Genomic DNA, 17,347 nt, shown 5'->3' with positions numbered 1-17,347 from the left:
CGCCCGGCGCGCGAGCAGCGGCCGGCGAAGCCCGTGATTCCCGAGCGTGAGCGCGCCATGTGCCCGAACTGCTTCGTCGAGGTCTCGGCGACCGGCGAATGCGGCATGTGCGGCTGGTCGGCCGGCTGACCCCGCCGGCGAGCTGGGCCCGCCGGCAGAGGCAAGGGGACCGCGTCCCCAGAACGCGATCCCCTGTGAAGGCCCCTCCCGCCGCGCGCGAAGCCCGATGGCGCGGCTGTCGGAGGAGTCCTCACGGTGGATGTGTCCGCCGCGAAGCCATTCCTGACCGCCCACCGAAATTCGTCGCCCTTTCGTGATCAGCGGCTCTGCTTCTTCGTGAGGGACTTCTCCGACACGGGTGCCTCACCCGATGCCGCGAGCCGGCGATAGTACTCGCGAGCCTCGTCCTGACGCTCGCGCTCGGCGCCGGAGGCGATGGGTGCGCGCACGTGCTCGGGCTCGAATCCGTACGCCTCGACGAGGTCCTGTGCATGCGGGCGGAGCCGTGCGCACAGCCGGTCGATATAGCGGGAGACGGATGCCGCGCGCTGTGTCGAGAGCCGCCCGTTGATGAGGTACCACGCGAGGTGCTTCTCGACCAGATGGAGGCCGAACAGATCGCGCAGCCACGTCAGCACGCGGCGAGTGCCCTCGTCGGCGATGTGGTTCACGCCGTCGGTGAACGCCTCCCACTGCAGCAGCTCGCCGTGGGCGCGGGCAGCCTCGATGAGCTCCGCCTGATGCGTGTTGAACAGCGCCGCCGCGTCGGCCGGAGCCAGCTTCGACGCCGGGCGCAGGGCCGCGGCGACATCCGCCACCATCTGCTGCACGCGACCGGCGAGCAGCTCGTGCTGCTGCTCCTCGCGCAGCCCCAGCTCCACCGAGCGGGCGGTCGAGCCGAGGTCGGCGACAGCCTGCCCGAGCTGGCGCAGACCCGCACCGTGGAACACCTTGCCCGCCGTCTGCCCGACCGCGAATCGGGCGAGGGTCGCGGCATCCGCGCCCTTGAACTGCTTGGCGTAGTCCGACAGCAGTCGCTTGCCGACCAGCTGGAGCAGCACGTTGTTGTCGCCCTCGAAGGTGACGTAGACGTCGAGGTCCTGGTGCAGGCCGACCATGCGGTTCTCGGCGAGGAAGCCGGATCCGCCGCACGCCTCGCGCGCCTCCTGGATGGTCGCGAGGGCGTTCCACGTGCTGAGGGGCTTGAGCGCCGCGGCGAGCGTCTCGAGGTCTTCGCGCTCGTCGGGGGTGTCGGCGCGGCCCGAGAACACGCCGTCGAACTTCTTCAGCAGCTCGTCGTGGCTGAAGAACTGGGCGTAGTTCTGCGCGAGAAGGGGCAAGAGGCGCCGCTGGTGCTTGCCGTAGTCGAGCAGCACGACCTCGTCGGTGCCGGCGCCCGAGTCGAACTGGCGGCGCTGGTCGGCGTAGGTGAGCGCGATGTGGAGCGCGAGCGCGGTGCCGGTCGTCGACGCGCCGTCGAGCGACACGCGACCCTGCACCAGCGCGCCGAGCATCGTGAAGAAGCGGCGGCCGGGGCTGGCGATGTCGCTGGTGTAGGCCCCGTCGGCGGCGACCTGGCCGTAGCGGTCGAGCAGGTTGAACCGGGGCACGCGCACGTGGTCGAACGCGAGGCGGCCGTTGTCGATGCCGTTGAGGCCGCCCTTGACGCCGTCGTCCTCGCTCGTGATCCCCGGCAGCATGCGGCCCTCGTCGTCGCGGATGGGCACGAAGAAGCAGTGCACGCCGTAGTTCACGCCGCCGGTGATCAGCTGCGCGAACACGGTCGCCGCCTTGCCGTGCAGCGCCGCGTTGCCGAGATAGTCCTTGAACGCGCCGCGGAACGGCGTGTGGATCACGAACTGCTCGGTGTCGGCGTCGTAGGTGGCCGTCGTGCCGATGGCCGCGACATCGGATCCGTGCCCGGTCTCGGTCATCGCGAACGCGCCCGGCAGGCGGAGGTCGATGACGCTCGGCAGCCACGCGTCGTGGTGCTTCTTCGTGCCGAGCTGGTGGATCGCGGAGCCGAACAGGCCCCACTGCACGCCCGACTTGATCTGCAGGCTCGGGTCGGCGAGCACGAGCTCTTCGAACCCGGCGATGTTCGCGCCGTTGTCGCCGTGGCCCCCATACTCCTCGGGGAACGCACGGCGCGAGCCGCCGTGCTCGACGAGCAGGTGAAGCTGGCTCAGCACGCGCTCTCGGTGCTCCGGCATGGGCTGACCCCCGATGCGCCAGAACGCGGGGTCCTTGATCATCTCTCGCGCGGCGCGGCGCGTCTCGCCCCACGTCCCGAGCAGCAGGTCCGTGACCGCGGCGACATCGATGCGCGGCTCGGATGCCTCCTCCGCGGTGTGCGGAACGGTCGGCGCGCCCCCGGCGGGCGTGCGCTTGTGTACGGCGGGCTTCTTCGTGCGGACGGCGTCGGCCATGTGCATCACCTCTCGGATGGACAGGGAAGTTCCCTCCCGACCGTAGGACTCCCACAACGAGGGAGCAAAGCGACTGGCGCATTTCCACAAGCCCGGTCGAGGACGGGTGCGACCCGAGTTGTACGCGATGCACAGCGACGTCAGAACAGGCCCGAGATCCGCCCGTCGGCGTCGACGTCGATCGTGGTCGCGGCCGGCGTCGCCGGGAGCCCCGGCATCGTCATGATGTCGCCGCAGATCATCACGACGAACCTCGCCCCTGCGGCGAGGCGCACTTCGCGGATCTCGACGACGTGGCCCGTCGGCGCACCGCGCAGCTTCGCATCGGTCGAGAACGAGTACTGCGTCTTGGCGACGCACACCGGGTACGCGCCGTAGCCCTCGTCCTGCAGGCGCCGGATCTGCGCGCGCACCGCTGTCGAGGCCGTGACCTCGGAGGCGCCGTAGATGCGCGTCGCGATCGCCGTCATCTTCTGCCACAGGGTGGCGTCGTCGGGATAGGTGAAGCGCAGCGCCCCCTCCGGTCCCTGCGCCTGTCGAAGGGCGCACAGGCGCACGACCTCGCGCGCGAGGTCCTCGGCGCCCGCGCCGCCCTCGGCGAAATGCCGCGCGACGACCGCCGTGGCGCCTGCGGCTTCGACGATCGCGACGAGCGCCGCGGTCTCGGCATCCGTGTCTTCGGCGCGATGGTTGATCGCGACGACCGCAGGAATCCCGAACGTCTCGCGCACCGTCTCGAGATGACGCAGCAGGTTGACGGCGCCGCGCTCGATCGCGCCCACGTCCTCGCGGACGAGGTCTGCCACCTCCATTCCGCCGTGGTACTTCAGCGCCCGCACCGTGGCGACCATGACGGCGGCGTCCGGGCGCAGGCCGGTGGACCGGCACAGGATGTCGACGAACTTCTCGGCTCCGAGGTCGGCGCCGAAGCCCGCCTCGGTCACGACGTAGTCGGCGAGCCGGAGCGCGGCATCCGTCGCGATGAACGAGTTGCAGCCGTGCGCGATGTTCGCGAACGGGCCGCCGTGCACGAACGCCGGCGTGTGCTCGAGGCTCTGCACGAGGTTGGGTGCGAGCGCATCGCGCAGCAGCGCCGCCATCGCGCCGTGGGCCTGCAGGTCGCGCGCCCGCACCGGGGCGCGATCGCGCGTGTAGGCCACCACGATGTCGCCGAGGCGCTCCTTGAGGTCGGCGAGATCGGTCGCGAGGCAGAAGATCGCCATGACCTCGGACGCCACCACGATGTCGAACCCGCTCTCACGCGGATACCCGTTCGACGGCCCGCCGAGCCCGATCGCCGTGTCGCGGAGCGCACGGTCGTTGACGTCCAGCACGCGCCGCCACGTCACGCGCCGCACGTCGATGCCCAGGTCGTTGCCGTGATGGATGTGGTTGTCGATGAGCGCTGCGAGGAGGTTGGTCGCCACGGCGATCGCCGGGAAGTCGCCGGTGAAGTGAAGGTTGATGTCCTCCATCGGCACGACCTGTGCGTAGCCGCCGCCGGCGGCGCCGCCCTTCATACCGAACACCGGCCCGAGCGCGGGCTCGCGCAGGCATATCATCGCGCTCTCGCCGATGCGGGTGAGCGCGTCGCCGAGCCCCACGGTGGTGGTGGTCTTGCCCTCGCCCGCAGGCGTCGGCGAGACCGCCGTCACGAGCACGAGGCGTCCGCGCGGGCGGTCGCGGAGCGTGCGCACATGCTGCAGCGAGACCTTGGCCTTGTCGCGCCCGTAGGGCTCGAGGGCATCCTCGGGGATGCCGAGCCGCTCGGCGATCCGGACGATCGGCCACAGCTCGGCCCGCTGTGCGATGTCGATGTTGCTCGCTGTCACGCTCACTCCCCGCCGCAGGCTCCGTCGTCCGCACGGGCAAGCCTAGGGATCGACGGATCCGCGCGGCCGGAACCTGCACGCGCGCCAGCATTCTCGGGCCGCGCGAGCAGGTCGCGACAGCGCGATCTCCCGCCTTCGCGACAGAGATTCCGCCGGTCGCGTCATGAAGCGCCGCGTCGTGCGTCTTTATCGGTGAAGCACGTCGCCGACCCGAACGGCGGCGGGCCTCGCACTCGCCCTTCGACGGCATCGCCGCGCAGAGGGCGAGGTCGGGCGCGCGCGGCAATCCCCCCGGTCGTCGCGTCCGGTTCGCCGGGAGTATGCCCGGCAGCCGGAGGGCCGGCGTCAGACCACGTCGACCCTCCGGCCCTGTCGCGAGCGCCGCGGCGGCTGAGGGCCCGCGCGGCTCGATTCCCGAGACGACGGAGCGGCAGGCCGACGGGCGTCAGGCTCCGCGCAGGCGCTCGGCGAGATACGCCTTCAAGCCCTCGAGCGGCACGCGCTCCTGACCCATCGTGTCGCGGTCGCGCACCGTGACGGCACGGTCGTCGAGCGAGTCGAAGTCGACGGTGACGCAGAATGGCGTGCCGATCTCGTCCTGGCGGCGGTACCGGCGCCCGATCGCCCCGGCGTCGTCGAAGTCGATGTTCCACTCGCCGCGGAGGTCCTCAGCCACCTCGCGGGCGATGGGCGACAGCTGCTCGTTGCGCGAGAGCGGCAGGATCGCCGCCTTCACCGGCGCGAGGCGCGGATCGAGCTTGAGCACCGTGCGGGTGTCGGTGCCGCCCTTGGCGTTCGGCGCCTCCTCTTCGTGGTACGCGTCGACGAGGAACGCCATCATGCTGCGGGTGAGGCCGAATGACGGCTCGATCACATAGGGGATGTACTTCTCGCCCGACGCCTGGTCGAAGTACGACAGCGACTGGCCCGACGCCTCCGTGTGGCTGCCGAGGTCGTAGTCGGTGCGGTTGGCGACGCCCATGAGCTCGCCCCACTCCTTGCCGGGGAACCCGAAGCGGTACTCGACGTCGATGGTGCCGGCGGAGTAGTGCGCGCGCTCGTCTTCGGGGACGTCGAAGCGGCGCATGTTCACCGGGTCGATGCCGAGATCCGTGAACCAGTTCCAGCATTCCTCGACCCAGTGCTCGAACCACTGCCGAGCCTCAGCCGGCGGCGTGAAGTACTCGATCTCCATCTGCTCGAACTCACGCGTGCGGAAGATGAAGTTGCCGGGCGTGATCTCGTTGCGGAACGCCTTGCCGACCTGGCCGATGCCGAACGGCGGCTTCTTGCGGCTGGCGGTCAGCACGTTCGAGAAGTTCACGAAGATGCCCTGCGCGGTCTCGGGGCGCAGGTAATGCAGGCCCGACTCGTCGTCGACGACGCCGAGGTAGGTCTTCACGAGACCCGAGAACGCCTTCGGCTCGGTGTACTGGCCCTTCGTGCCGCAGTTGGGGCACGGCACGTCGGCGAGGCCGTTCTCGGCCTTGCGCCCCTTGCGCGCCTCGAAGTCCTCGACGAGGTTGTCGGCGCGGAACCGCTTGTGGCACTGCAGACACTCCACGAGCGGGTCGGTGAAGGTCGCGACGTGACCGGATGCCTCCCACACGCGCTTGGGCAGGATGACCGACGAGTCGAGGCCGACCATGTCGCCCCGGCCGCGCACGAACGTCTGCCACCACTGGCGCCGGATGTTCTCCTTGAGCTCGGTGCCGAGCGGACCGTAATCCCATGCCGACCGGGATCCGCCGTAGATCTCACCTGCCTGGAACACGAACCCGCGGTGACGGGCGAGGGCGATGACTTTGTCGAGGCGGGACTGTTCGGCCACGGTGGCTCCAATGGTCGGGAGAGAAGGGCGCACGAGGGTGCAAGATGCCGCGGATCGCGACATCCGTCGATTCTATCGGCGTCCGGCGGCTCGCCCGGGCGGCCGGAATCGCTCACACCGTGCTGCGACGGCTCAGGTGCGCGGCCTCGATCTCGAGGAGCACCTCGAGCGCCCGCGCGGTGCCGTCCTCCTGCTCGATCGCCTCGCCGATGCGGCTCGCGCTCTCGGCGTAGCCGGAGTCGCCCACGAGCAGGCGGATGCGCGCGGCGAGCGTGCCGACGCTCGCACGGCGGAGCGGGAGAGGCTCGGGGCCGGCGCCGAGCTCGTGGACGCGTCGCCCCCAGAACGGCTGGTCCCCCAGCACCGGGCACACGAGCGTCGGCCTTCCGGCACGAAGCCCGGCGGCCGTGGTGCCCGAGCCGCCGTGGTGGACGACGGCCGCGACGCGCGGGAACAGCCAGCCGTGCGGGACCTCGTCGACGACCATCACATCGGCGGTCGACTCGGCGTGCAGGGCGCCCCACCCGGTCGAGACCACCGCACGGACGCCTGCCTCGTGCACCGCCTCCATGACCATGCGGCCGCGGGACCCGGCGCCGCGTCCGAACCCCATGCTGCCGAAGCCGACGTAGATCGGCGGTCCGCCGGCGGCGAGGAACGCCTGCAGCTGCGGCGACGGAGCATGTGCCGCCGCGGGATCGTCGCGGAACCAGTACCCGGTGACGTGCGCGGATGCAGGGTAGTCGGCGGGGACCGGCACGACGTGTCGGCTGAACGGGTAGAGCACCGGCACCCGGGAGCCGTCGGGTGCATGCAGGTAATCGCTGAAGCGGCTCATCCGCGCCAGGCCCAGCTTCTCCCGGCGGAGCCTGTTGATCATTCCGCCGTACGCGAGCGCCGAGAAGCGAACCAGGTGGTAGCTGGCGCGGTTCACCGAACGGGGGAACGAGCCCGCGGTGAATGGGGCGGGGAAGGCCGCGGTCGGCGTGAGCAAGGGCAGCGGCAGCGAGGCCACCATCGGGATGCCGAGACGCTCGGCCACGTGCAGACCACCGAGCGCCTTCGGGTGCGAGACGATGACGGTGGGCTCCACCTGCTGTGCGGCATCCCATTGCTCGTCGAGCGACTTCTTCATCGCCGCCGACATGCGTCGCGCGAGCGTGAACGCCTGGGAGGGACCGCTCATGCTCGCCATGCCGTCGCGCATGACATCGTCCATCTCGGTCGCCATCGGCAGGAACCCGGCCGGTTCCGACACGGCGCTGCGATACGCCTCCGGTGCCGCGAGCACCGCGGTGTGACCCTCGCGGGCGACGCGTTCGGCCAGCGCGGCGAACGGCTCGATATCGCCACGGGTGCCGAATGTGAAGATGAGGACCTTAATGTCTTCCTCCTGGTCGACGATGACATCGCCGACCAGACTTCCCGGCACTCCACCGCACACGCTACCGCGCGGAGCGCGAGAACGGCAGTCGAGTCAGAGGCCCGTGTCATCCTCACGCGGCGGACCGCTCCGCCCCCGGCCAGGCAGGCGTGGCCGGGGGCGGAGCGTGCGCGGATCAGGCGGTGCGCCGGCGCCGGATCAGCACGAACGCGGTACCGCCGAGCAGCAGGAGCACCCCTGCGATGCCCCAACCGACGAGGCCGCTCAGGTCGCCGCCGGTGGTGGCGATCTCGCCGCTCAGCCCGTTGCCTCCGCTGCCCGAGCTGTCTCCGCCGGACGGCGCGGCGGCGATCTGCACCTGCAGCGTGGCCACATCGGCGCCGTCGAGCATCGCAGCGATGGTGTGGGCTCCCGGCTCTGTCGCGGCGGGGATGGTGGCTCGCAGCTCGAAGGCTCCCGACGCGTCGCTGCGCGCCGTGCCGAGCGAGAGCGGGGTGGAGCGCAGCTCGATCGCGTACTCGTGCTCGGGCGTGAATCCGGAGCCGCGGACGACGATCTCGCCGCCGGGCACGAGCGATCCGGTGACCGCCAGTGCCGCCGGCTCGCCCGGGTCCTCTCCGCCGCCTTCGGCGACGACGACCGTGTTCGACGGGTCGGACGCAGGCGATGCTCCGGCGGCATTGCGGGCGACGACCGTCGCGTGATACTCGCCAGGCGCCAGGTCGCGCACCGTGGCGGTGCGGATGCCGCCGTCGACGGTCACGGTGGTGCCGTCGCTCAGACGCAGCTCGTACTGCTGCACCGGGGATCCGCCGTCCGAGTCCGGCGCCGACCATCTCACGGTCACGGTGTCGCCGCCCACGGTCGCGACGACGTCTCGCGGCGCGCTCGGCGCCTGCGCGTCCGTCACCGCGAACGTGCTCACCGAGCTGCGGGTGAGGTGCCCCGCCGCGTCGCGCACTTCGGCGTACCACTCGTACGGCGCGCCCGCCTGAGCTCCTCGCAAGCGGACCGACGCCGGCTCGTCGCCGACGACCGTCTGCACGTCGCCGATCTCTGCGGGAGCACCCGCGGCGAGGGTCAGCGACTCGGTCGCGAGCGTGCGCGTGGTGCTGCCGCCGAAGTCGAGCTCGAGCACGTAGTTCTCGGTGTCCGCGCCGTGGAAGCCGGGAACAGCGGCCTCGGACACCGGCTGGTGCCACACGCCGTCCGACGTCGTCTTCTGCAGGTGCGGCGAGTAGGTGTTGACGTACAGCAGACCGTTCTCGGCGTCGACGCTCAGTGACTTGAGGTACTGCTGACCGCCGTACACCCGGCCCTGATAGTCGGTGAGGATGCCGTAGACCTGCGCGCCGCCCGCCGCGGTGCGAGTGGCCACGCCGGTGCCGGTGATGTGGCCTCCGAGCACCAGCTTGACGTTCGGGAACGGGTCGATCAGCTGGCTGGTGACATTCCCGTTCGCCCAGTTGTTGGTGCCGGCGCCGACCGACTGGTGCGTCGCGAGGATCACGGCGTGATCGGGATGCTGTGCGATCACGTCGCGCGCCCAGGCCAGGCCGGGGTCTCCGGCGTTGTCGGCCGAGAAGTATCCGACCGTCAGCATCAGCAGCTTCGCACCCTCGATCTCGGCGGTGTAGTAGAAGTTGTCGATGCTGTGGCTGCCGCCGAACTGCCACGGGCTGCCGTCGAGGCTCTCCTGGAACCGCGACATCGGGTACCACTTGGGCAGCATGACGCGGCCGTTGCGGTGGTCGGAGTAGTCATGATTGCCCCACGACACCAGGTAGGGCACGCCGATGTCGTCGAGCTTCGACATCGCCTGCTCGGCGTTGTGCCACTGATACTCCTGCGAGAGGTACTCGCGGTTCACCAGGTCGCCGGCGTGCACGACGATCGAGGTCTTGCGCTCCCCGACGCGGTCGGCGACGTACTGCATCTGGTCGACGAACATCTGCGGCGTCGCCTGGGTGTACAGCTGCGAGTCCGGCACGTGGTCGAAGCTCCAGTCGTAGTCCGCCACCTCAGGCTCGCTGTCGTAGTCGTGCTGCGGCCCGAAGGGCTGCGCGGTGAGCCCGCGCCACACCAGCAGGTGCAGCGTGTTCTCAGCGACCGCGTTCTCGTCCGCGCGGGCGACGACGTCGAGCGCGACCGTGCCGCCGTCGGCGTCCGAGCCGCTGGCCTTGAGCACCCAGGCGCCGGCGACGTGGTCGTACACATATGCCGAGACGCGCCGGTCGTCGGCCGTGCCCTTCCAGACGAGGTGGAACTCGTCCTGTGCGGCCTCGGCATCCGTCAGCGAGATCTCGTAGATCTGGAACGGATTCGCGTCGCTCCCCACGGTCGTGGTGAGCAGATCGCCGGTCGCCGTGCCGCTCGTCGGCGTCAGCGCATCGGGCACCCGGTCGGTGGTCGTGCCGCTGCGGACGAGCGTGTTCGACGCGTCGAGCGCGTCGAGGTCATCGGCGTAGAAGCGCACCTCGACCTCTTCGCGACTCTCTGTCTGCGGAGTCGTCGTGAGCGTCACCTCGGTCGAACCGGGCGCCGCGTCTTCTGCGGTGTCCGACACGGACGGCTGCGCGGGGGCGATCGTGTCGCTCACGCTGAGCCGCACCGTCGCCGGATCAGATTCCTTGCCGGCGTCCGAGACGCTGCGCGCCCGCAGCTGGACGTCCTGCTCCCCCGTGGCGTCGACCGGGACGCGCACCCGGAAGACCCCGGCATCCGTCTCCTCGGCGAAGACCTCCTCGCCGCCCACCGTCGCGGTGAGGGTGGCCCGCTCGCTCACGCTTCCCGTGAACTCCACGAGACCTGCCTCGACCTCCGTACCGTCGACCGGCGTGCCGACGATCAGAGTGACCGGCTCGGCCGTGCGCTGGGCGAGCTCGCCGTACGACACGACGTCGCCGAGGTAGTTGGCGTACCGGAAGGCCTCGAGCTCGGGCGTGAACGCCACCCCCGCGATCTGTACCTCGTCGATCACCCCGCGGAACGGCGACGAGAGCTCTCCGGTGTTCGTGTAGTAGTCGCCGATCGTCGTCAGCACGGCGTGGTCGCCGAAGGTGGTGCGGTATTCGACCATCTGACTGTGCACCTCGCGGCCGTCGATGAACACCGAGTACGTCATGCCGTCGTAGGTCTGGGTGACCAGATGCGGCTCACCGTCGGCGGGCAGGTCGAATCGCGGACCGAGGTCGACGTCGCCGAACTGGAAGCTGTTGCCGGCAAGGCGCGTGCCGAGCCTCGACTCCCCCTTGATCACGCCCTGCCACAGCGTCGCCCGGCCGTCGCCGGTGGCGCTCTCCTTCGCGATCACCGGCGCGTTCCCGCTGAGGGCGGAGATGTCATCCGCGGTGAGCGAGTAGACGCCGCTGATGCTGATGCGGTCGTGATCGCCGCCGACGTCGCCGCCGTATTGCAGCCGCGACCCTTCGAAGCGCGCCTGACCCGTGCCGCGGTCCGACACGGTCGACGTGAGGTCGGCGCCGACGAGCAGTCCGGTGGCGGTGCCCGAGGAGTCCGTCTGCTCCTCACCGGCCGTCAGGTCGCCGGCGAAGTGCTCGACGAGCGCGTAGTCGTTCCACACCTCGGTGGGGTCGTTGCGCGTCTCGGCGCCGCCGTAGTACGCCCACAGTGTCGTGGCCGACTGTGCCGGCAGGCGGGATGCCGTGGCCCACACCGTCGAGATGCCGCCCGGGTTCCACGTCTCGACCTCGTACGCCACCGGTGCTGCCGAGGCGCTGAACAGGGCCAGGGAACCCGCCTCCACGTTCGGGGTGTCGGCGATCCGGAGCTGGACGGGCACGTCGGTGAGGTCCGAACGCGTGTCGTTGCGCACCGTGATCGCCTGCCGGGACTCGGCATCCGCCTTGGCCCATGCCACCACGCTGCCGTCGGTCGCGACCAGTCCGTTCAGCTCTCGCATCCGCTGCTCGAGCTCCTCGAGCTTGGCAAGGTTCGCCAGGGCTGCGCGCTGCGCCGGGCGCAGCTCCTCGACCGCGACGCGCGCATCGCGCAGCGCATCGGCGTCGCCCGGAGCCAGCGCACCGACCTCGGGCAGGCCTTCGATCACGTCCTCGACCGGCGACAGCGAGCGATCGATGCCGAAGCTCTCGAACACGCGAGGGCTGCTCTGGTTGCGGATGTCGTACATGTCGACCGTGAGCTCGTCATCGGTCACCCGGATGGCGGCGAAGTTCTCGGTCGCCTGTTCGCCGACGCGATCGAACAGCTGGAGGTACTGCTCCAGGTCGAAGCCTCGCGCGCTCGTCTTCTGCGCGTAGTGCTTGGCTCCTGCCGTGTTCGGCAGCAGGAAGATCGTGCCGTCGGGGTCGACGTTGTACTCGATGCGCTTGCCGTTGATCACCTCGGTGTACTTCGTCGTCTCGACGACGCGCGCGTTCTCGACGCCGGCCGGGTCCGACGCGAGCACCTTCGTGCGGCTCATGACGTGGTCGTGGCCCTGCAGCACGAGATCGATGTCGGCTTCGTCGATGACAGGCATGAGCACGTCGCGCATCGCGACGACGTCGTAGTCGTCCAGGTGGTTCGCGGACGTGTACGGACCCTTGTGGACCGACAGGATGAGCCACTTGGCGCCCGCCGCGCGGGCGGCCGCAGCGTCCTGTCGCAGCCATTCCACCTGTGCGTCCGAGACCGCCTGGGCGCCCTGCTGGTTCGTCGAGCCGTCCTCGTTGGTGTTGAGCACCATGAAGTGGGCGTCGTTGTAGTCGAACGAGTAGTACGCGCCGCGGTCCGGGCTCTGCCCGTTCGGGGTCTCGACCGTGAAGTGGTCGATGAACGAGCGGTGCGCCTCGTCGTGGTTGCCCGCCGCCGGCGCGAGCGTCGTGCTCATGAAAGTGGCTCGTGCCGAGTCGAGGAGGTCGATCCAGTCCTGCTCGCGCGCGCCCCGCTCGACGTGGTCGCCGCTGTGCGTGATGAACTCCGCCTCGGGCACGGCCGCGAGGGACTTGGCCATCGTCGCCGCCGAGAGCTGCGCCTCGGCCAGGTTCTGGGACTGCGTGTCGGTGAGCCCGATGAACGTGAAGTCGTCTTCGCCGTCGGCGGTCTGGAAGGTGCCGACGGTGCTCCAGACCCCATGCACGGCGTCGCCGAGCCGGTAGTAGTAGCGCGTGCCGGGCTCGAGACCCTCGGCGACCGCGCGATAGAGCAGCTCGCCGTGCTCGCTCGTCTCGTTCGAGGCGGCCACCTCGAACGTCGACGAGCCCTCGGGGAACTCGCGATCCGTGCTCAGCATCGCGACCGCGGTGTCGCTGTCGACCGTCGAGTACCACGTGAAGGCGCGCTGCGTCGCGGCATCGCCGTAGAAGGTCACAGTGACCCGGTTCGGCACTTCGCCCGGCATGACGTAGCGGGGGATCGGGTGACCGAGCTGGTCGTCGAAGCGCCACGCCGAGGCGAAGTCCCAGCCGAGCTCCTCATACGTCGCGCGCTGACCGAGCGCCTCGTCGGACGTGTCGGCACCGTGCTGGTTCTTCATGCCGGGGCCCGACACGGTCGCCCCGCCCACCGGGATCGATGCGTTCGCGAGGTTGTTCGAGGCGGTCCAGCCGTCGTAGCCGGTGTAGCCGACGATGCGGCCCGCGAATCCGTCGACCAGGCCCGAGTACGCCACCGACCCCGAAAGCGCCACATTTCCCGAGAAGGCGCTGCCGCTGCTGGGGTTCCCCGGGTACGAGACCACCAGGCCCGCGTCGGTTCCGCGGGTGCCCGCGGCGCCTCCCGCCTGCACCACGGTGAGCTCCGCCTGAACGAGGTTGTTCGTGATGTTGGCACCGTTCTTCGAGTAGGCGACGGCGCCGCCGGGCATCCGCCGCGCCGTGGCGGCCACATCCACCCAGTTGTTCGACACCGAGCCCCCGTCGAGCTCCGCGACGAGACCACCCACCTTCTCGGCGCTCGAGCCGCGCAAGTCAGCGCGCAGCACTGAGTTGCCGGTGAGGGTCGATCGCGTGGCGTAGACGGCGAGGCCGGCGACGAACTGGGTGGCGGCACCGTTGTCGGCGGTCACGCCGTCGAGCACCAGGTTGCGCACGGTCGCGTCGGTCACGCGGCGGAAGAAGCCCAGCGTCGAGCCCTCACCAGCCGGACCGTAGGTGATGTTCGCGATGCGGTGGCCCGCCCCGTCGAACACTCCGCCGAACTCGTCGATGCCCGGCCAGGGAGCGCGTCCCGCGAAGTCGAGGTCTCCGCTGAGGAGGTAGTGCTTCGCGCCGCTGTAGCGCGCGTCGCCGGCGTTGAGCTGCACGGCGAGGAACTCGAGGTCATCCTCCGTCGCGATCTCGTACGGCGATTCGGCCGTGCCGTTGCCGAAGAGCGAGTACACGAAGTTCGGCACGGGGTGCTGCAGCGTCTCGTCGAAACGCCACGCGTTGGTGAAGTCCCACCCCAGTGCCTCGTACGTCGCGCGGTCGGCGAGCTCCGCCGCGGTCGCGTCGGAGCCGTGCTGGTTCTTCGTACCCGGCCCTGCAACGGGGGCGCCGGCGATCGTGATCGCGGCGTTCGCGCGGTTGTCGGTCGCCGTCCAGCCGTCGTAGCCGGTGTACCCCACGATGCGGCCGACGAAACCGTCGACCTTTCCGCTGTACGTGATCGAGCCGCCGTAGGCGACATTGCCCGCGAACGTCGACCCCCCGCTCGGGTTGCCGGGGTAGTTCACGATGAGTCCCGCGTCGACGCCCCGCGTGCCGTTCGCGCCACCGTTGACGACGACGGTGAGGTCGGCACGCACGAGGTTGTTCGACACCGTGACGCCGTTCTTCGAGTACGACGCGATGCCGCCGGCCATCTTGTTCGCCGTGAGGACCGCGTCCACGCGGTTGTTCGACGCTGTCCCGCCGTCCAGCTCTGCCGCGATCCCGGCGACCTTCTCGGCGTTGCGCGCCGTCAGGGTCGCGCCGAGCACGGAGTTGCCGGTGAGGGTCGAGCGGGTGGAGATGACCGCGATGCCTGCGACCCAGTCGGAGCGCGTGCCGTTGTCGGCGGTGACGCCGTCGAGCACCAGGTTGCGGACGGTCGCCTCGGTGACATGCCGGAAGAAGCCGAGGCGCCCCGCGGTCGAGGCGCCGGCGGTGCTGTGCCCGTAGACGATGTCGCTGATGACGTGCCCGGCGCCCTCGAAGACGCCACGGAACGTGTCGATGCCCTCGAACGTCTCGCCGCCGAAGTCGATGTCGGCGGTCAGGCGGTAAGCCGCGCCGGCGTACGAACCCGGGTCGGCGTTGATCGCCGAGGCGGCGACGCGGAGGTCGTCGGCCGAGTCGATCTGGTACGGAGCCCGCGTCGTGCCGTCGCCGTCGAGTCCGGGCAGCGCCGCGACGGCGGCGGTGGGCGCGAGTCCTCCCGCCGCGATCAGAGCACCGCCGACGGCAGCGGAGAGAATGCGGGTCAACCAGCGGGAGCGCACGTGCGAGCGAGTCATCGTCACCCTCAGAAGAGCGGCGCCGTCCGAACACACGCCGGGGGGACGGGCCGAGATGTCGGGAGGGGCGTGTCGACGTTCAGGCAAGCGGGCAGAGGTGAATCAACCTTTTCGTCGCAGAGTCGAGGCAGAGAACGAACGTCACGCGACCGTTCAGCGCGGTGTGATAGGGCCGGCTCGCAGGCCTGCCGCGCTCACCTCTCGCGGAGCGCGTCCCGACCGAGCGCGTGAATCGAGGTGTGCCCAGCGAGACCGAGGGTGATGTCGAGCTCGGCGAGCACGTTGCGGACGACCTCGCGTACGCCGGCCTCACCCGCGATGCCGAGTCCGTAGGCATATGGGCGACCGAGGGCGACCGCGGTCGCGCCGAGCGCGAGAGCGATGAAGACGTCGGAGCCCTGTCGCACGCCCGAGTCGAACACGATCGGCACACGGCCGGCGACCCGGTCGGCGATCGCGGGCAGCACGTCGAGGGTCGGAACCGACTGGTCGATCTGACGGCCGCCGTGGTTCGAGATCCAGACGCCGTCCATCCCGGCGTCCAGCGCTCGCTCCGCATCGTCGGGGTGGACGATGCCCTTCAGAAGGATCGGAAGCGTGGTCCATTCGCGGGCCTTGCGCAGGTCGTCCCACGTGAGCGCGGGCGTCGAGAAGACCTCGAGGAACGTCTCCACCGCGGCGCGCGGCAGCGGCGAGCGCAGGTTGTCGCGGACGCTCCGTGTGCCCGTGAGAACCGATCCCTTGCGGGCGATCGAGACGCCCGCCCTGATCGCCTTCGGCGTCACCCGCACGGCGGCTGCCTGGCCATTCGCCTCTCCTCGCACGCGTTCGCGTACGAGCTGCTGGAAGACAGGATCGCTCGTGTACTGGGCGATGCCGAGCCCGCGCGTGAACGGCAGGTAGGCGAGGTCGAGATCGCGTGTGCGCCATCCGAGCAGGTGGGTGTCGAGCGTCACGACGATCGCTTCGCATCCGGATGCCTCCGCCCGGCGCAACAGCGACGCGTTCAGCTCGTCGGACGCCGACCAGTACAGCTGGAACAGCCTCGGCGCGGTGGGCGCGGCATCGGCGATCTGCTCCATCGGGACGGACGCCTGGTTCGAGAGCGTGTACGGGACGCCGACGGATGCCGCGGCCCGCGCCGCGGCGAGGTCGCCGTCGGCGTGCGCCAGCTCCATGACCCCGAGCGGTGCGAGCACCAGCGGCGTCGGTCTCCGCACGCCGAGGAGGTCGATCGAGAGGTCGCGCTGCGACACGTCGCGCAGGGGTCGTGGCCATACCTGCCAGCGCCCGAACGCGACGCGATTCGCCGCGACGGTGCGTTCGGCGCCCGCTCCGCCGGCGATGTAGGCGAACGCCTCGGCCCTCAGCGCCCTGCGCGCCGTCGCCTCCAGCACGTCGGCGTCGACCGGGATCCGCGGGCGAGTCCCGCTGATGCCGGCGCGGTAGATCTCGGACTGCGTCCGGCGCGAGATGCCGCGCGACGCGGCCGCGGAGTCTTCGGGAACGGCGCTTCGTCGGGCCATGCCGTCAGCCTAGACCGGCGCGCTCGCTCCCCTGAGCCGCCGGCGAACCGCTCTGCTGAGGGCTCAGCCGCCGAAGCCGCACCACGCGGCGACCCACGAGAGGATCTCGCCGCGCGTCTCATCGCCCACGAACAGCTCGATCTCGCCCGGCTCGCCGTCGAGCTCGATCCGCACGTCGAAGATCGTTCCCCGCTTGTCCTCCTGCACCGCGTGCGGGTCGCAGCGGAACGGCACGAGCGGAAGCTCGACGACCACCGGCTCAGCACTGCCCGGTCCTATCGAGAGCGCGAGCGAGTGGACGCCGGCCACGGTGGCGCCGAAGTCGAGCAGGTTGGTGCGCTGCACCCCGATGATCGTCGCGGCGCCGTCGCCCGTCGGCGTGATGGTGAGCTCGAGCGCGGCGGGCTCACCGGGAGCCGACGCCGTGAAGTCCGTGAAGGCGAGAGTCGCGGCGTCCGCCACTCGTTCCCGCAGGCACTCGCGCGCGTGGAGCGGCGCGACGAAGCCCAGCGGATCGGACGCGGATGCCGTGACCTCGGTGCCGCCGTCGACCGAGATGACCTCGAGAACGACCTCGGTCCGGGCGTCGTCAGCCCCGTCGCAGTCGACGCGGGCCAGCTGCACGCGCACGTCGACGCTCCGCCCGGCAGGCACCGTGCTCGTTCGGCCGGTGACGACGCGGACCGCGGCCTCCTCGAACCGCGGATCCTCGACCCGCACCTCGCCGATCGTGATCTCGGCATCGGATCCGTTCGTCAGGTGCACCTGCGCCTGCCGCGGCGCGACATCTGCGCGCAGCTGGACGAGCTCGACAGTCACGCCCGCCGGCAGCGTCGGCTCGGCGGCCGGCGCACCGGATGGTGGGCCGCAGCCCGTGAGCGCGAGCGCGGCCGCGAGCAGCGCGGCT

General features: G+C 70.5%; 7 protein-coding genes. All 7 read right to left on the bottom strand.

Annotated features, from left to right (window positions below):
• Positions 1 to 317: 317 nt before the first annotated feature.
• A complete protein-coding gene (locus EIO58_RS04210; RefSeq protein WP_127818434.1) occupies positions 318 to 2,429 on the bottom strand; it encodes an acyl-CoA dehydrogenase family protein in 2,112 nt (703 codons plus the stop codon).
• A gap of 140 nt (positions 2,430 to 2,569) precedes the next feature.
• Positions 2,570 to 4,261: a formate--tetrahydrofolate ligase gene (locus EIO58_RS04205; protein WP_127818433.1), complete on the bottom strand. Its 1,692-nt coding sequence runs from the start codon at positions 4,259 to 4,261 to the stop codon at positions 2,570 to 2,572.
• A 445-nt stretch (positions 4,262 to 4,706) separates the two neighbouring features.
• Positions 4,707 to 6,092 (bottom strand): glycine--tRNA ligase, encoded by a 1,386-nt coding sequence (locus tag EIO58_RS04200; protein WP_127818432.1) that lies wholly within the window; start codon positions 6,090 to 6,092, stop codon positions 4,707 to 4,709.
• 112 nt (positions 6,093 to 6,204) lie between these two features.
• Entirely contained in the window at positions 6,205 to 7,524 is a 1,320-nt protein-coding gene (locus EIO58_RS04195) for a glycosyltransferase (protein WP_164861524.1), read from the bottom strand.
• Between the two features lie 127 nt (positions 7,525 to 7,651).
• Positions 7,652 to 14,914, bottom strand: a complete 7,263-nt coding sequence (locus EIO58_RS04190) for a metallophosphoesterase (protein ID WP_127818430.1) — start codon at positions 14,912 to 14,914, stop codon at positions 7,652 to 7,654.
• 194 nt (positions 14,915 to 15,108) lie between these two features.
• Complete coding sequence (locus EIO58_RS04185) at positions 15,109 to 16,440, bottom strand: alpha-hydroxy-acid oxidizing protein (RefSeq protein ID WP_127818429.1); 1,332 nt, start codon at positions 16,438 to 16,440, stop codon at positions 15,109 to 15,111.
• A gap of 63 nt (positions 16,441 to 16,503) precedes the next feature.
• Positions 16,504 to 17,347, bottom strand: an 844-nt coding sequence (locus EIO58_RS04180; protein ID WP_127818428.1) for a hypothetical protein, incomplete at its 5' end; no start/stop codon positions are given.

The sequence above is a fragment of the Microbacterium sp. CPCC 204701 genome, from assembly GCF_004010105.1.
Taxonomy (GTDB): Bacteria; Actinomycetota; Actinomycetes; order Actinomycetales; family Microbacteriaceae; genus Microbacterium.
The sequence above is the reverse complement of the archived record's forward strand: the minus strand, read 5'-3'. Positions and strand labels throughout refer to the sequence as shown.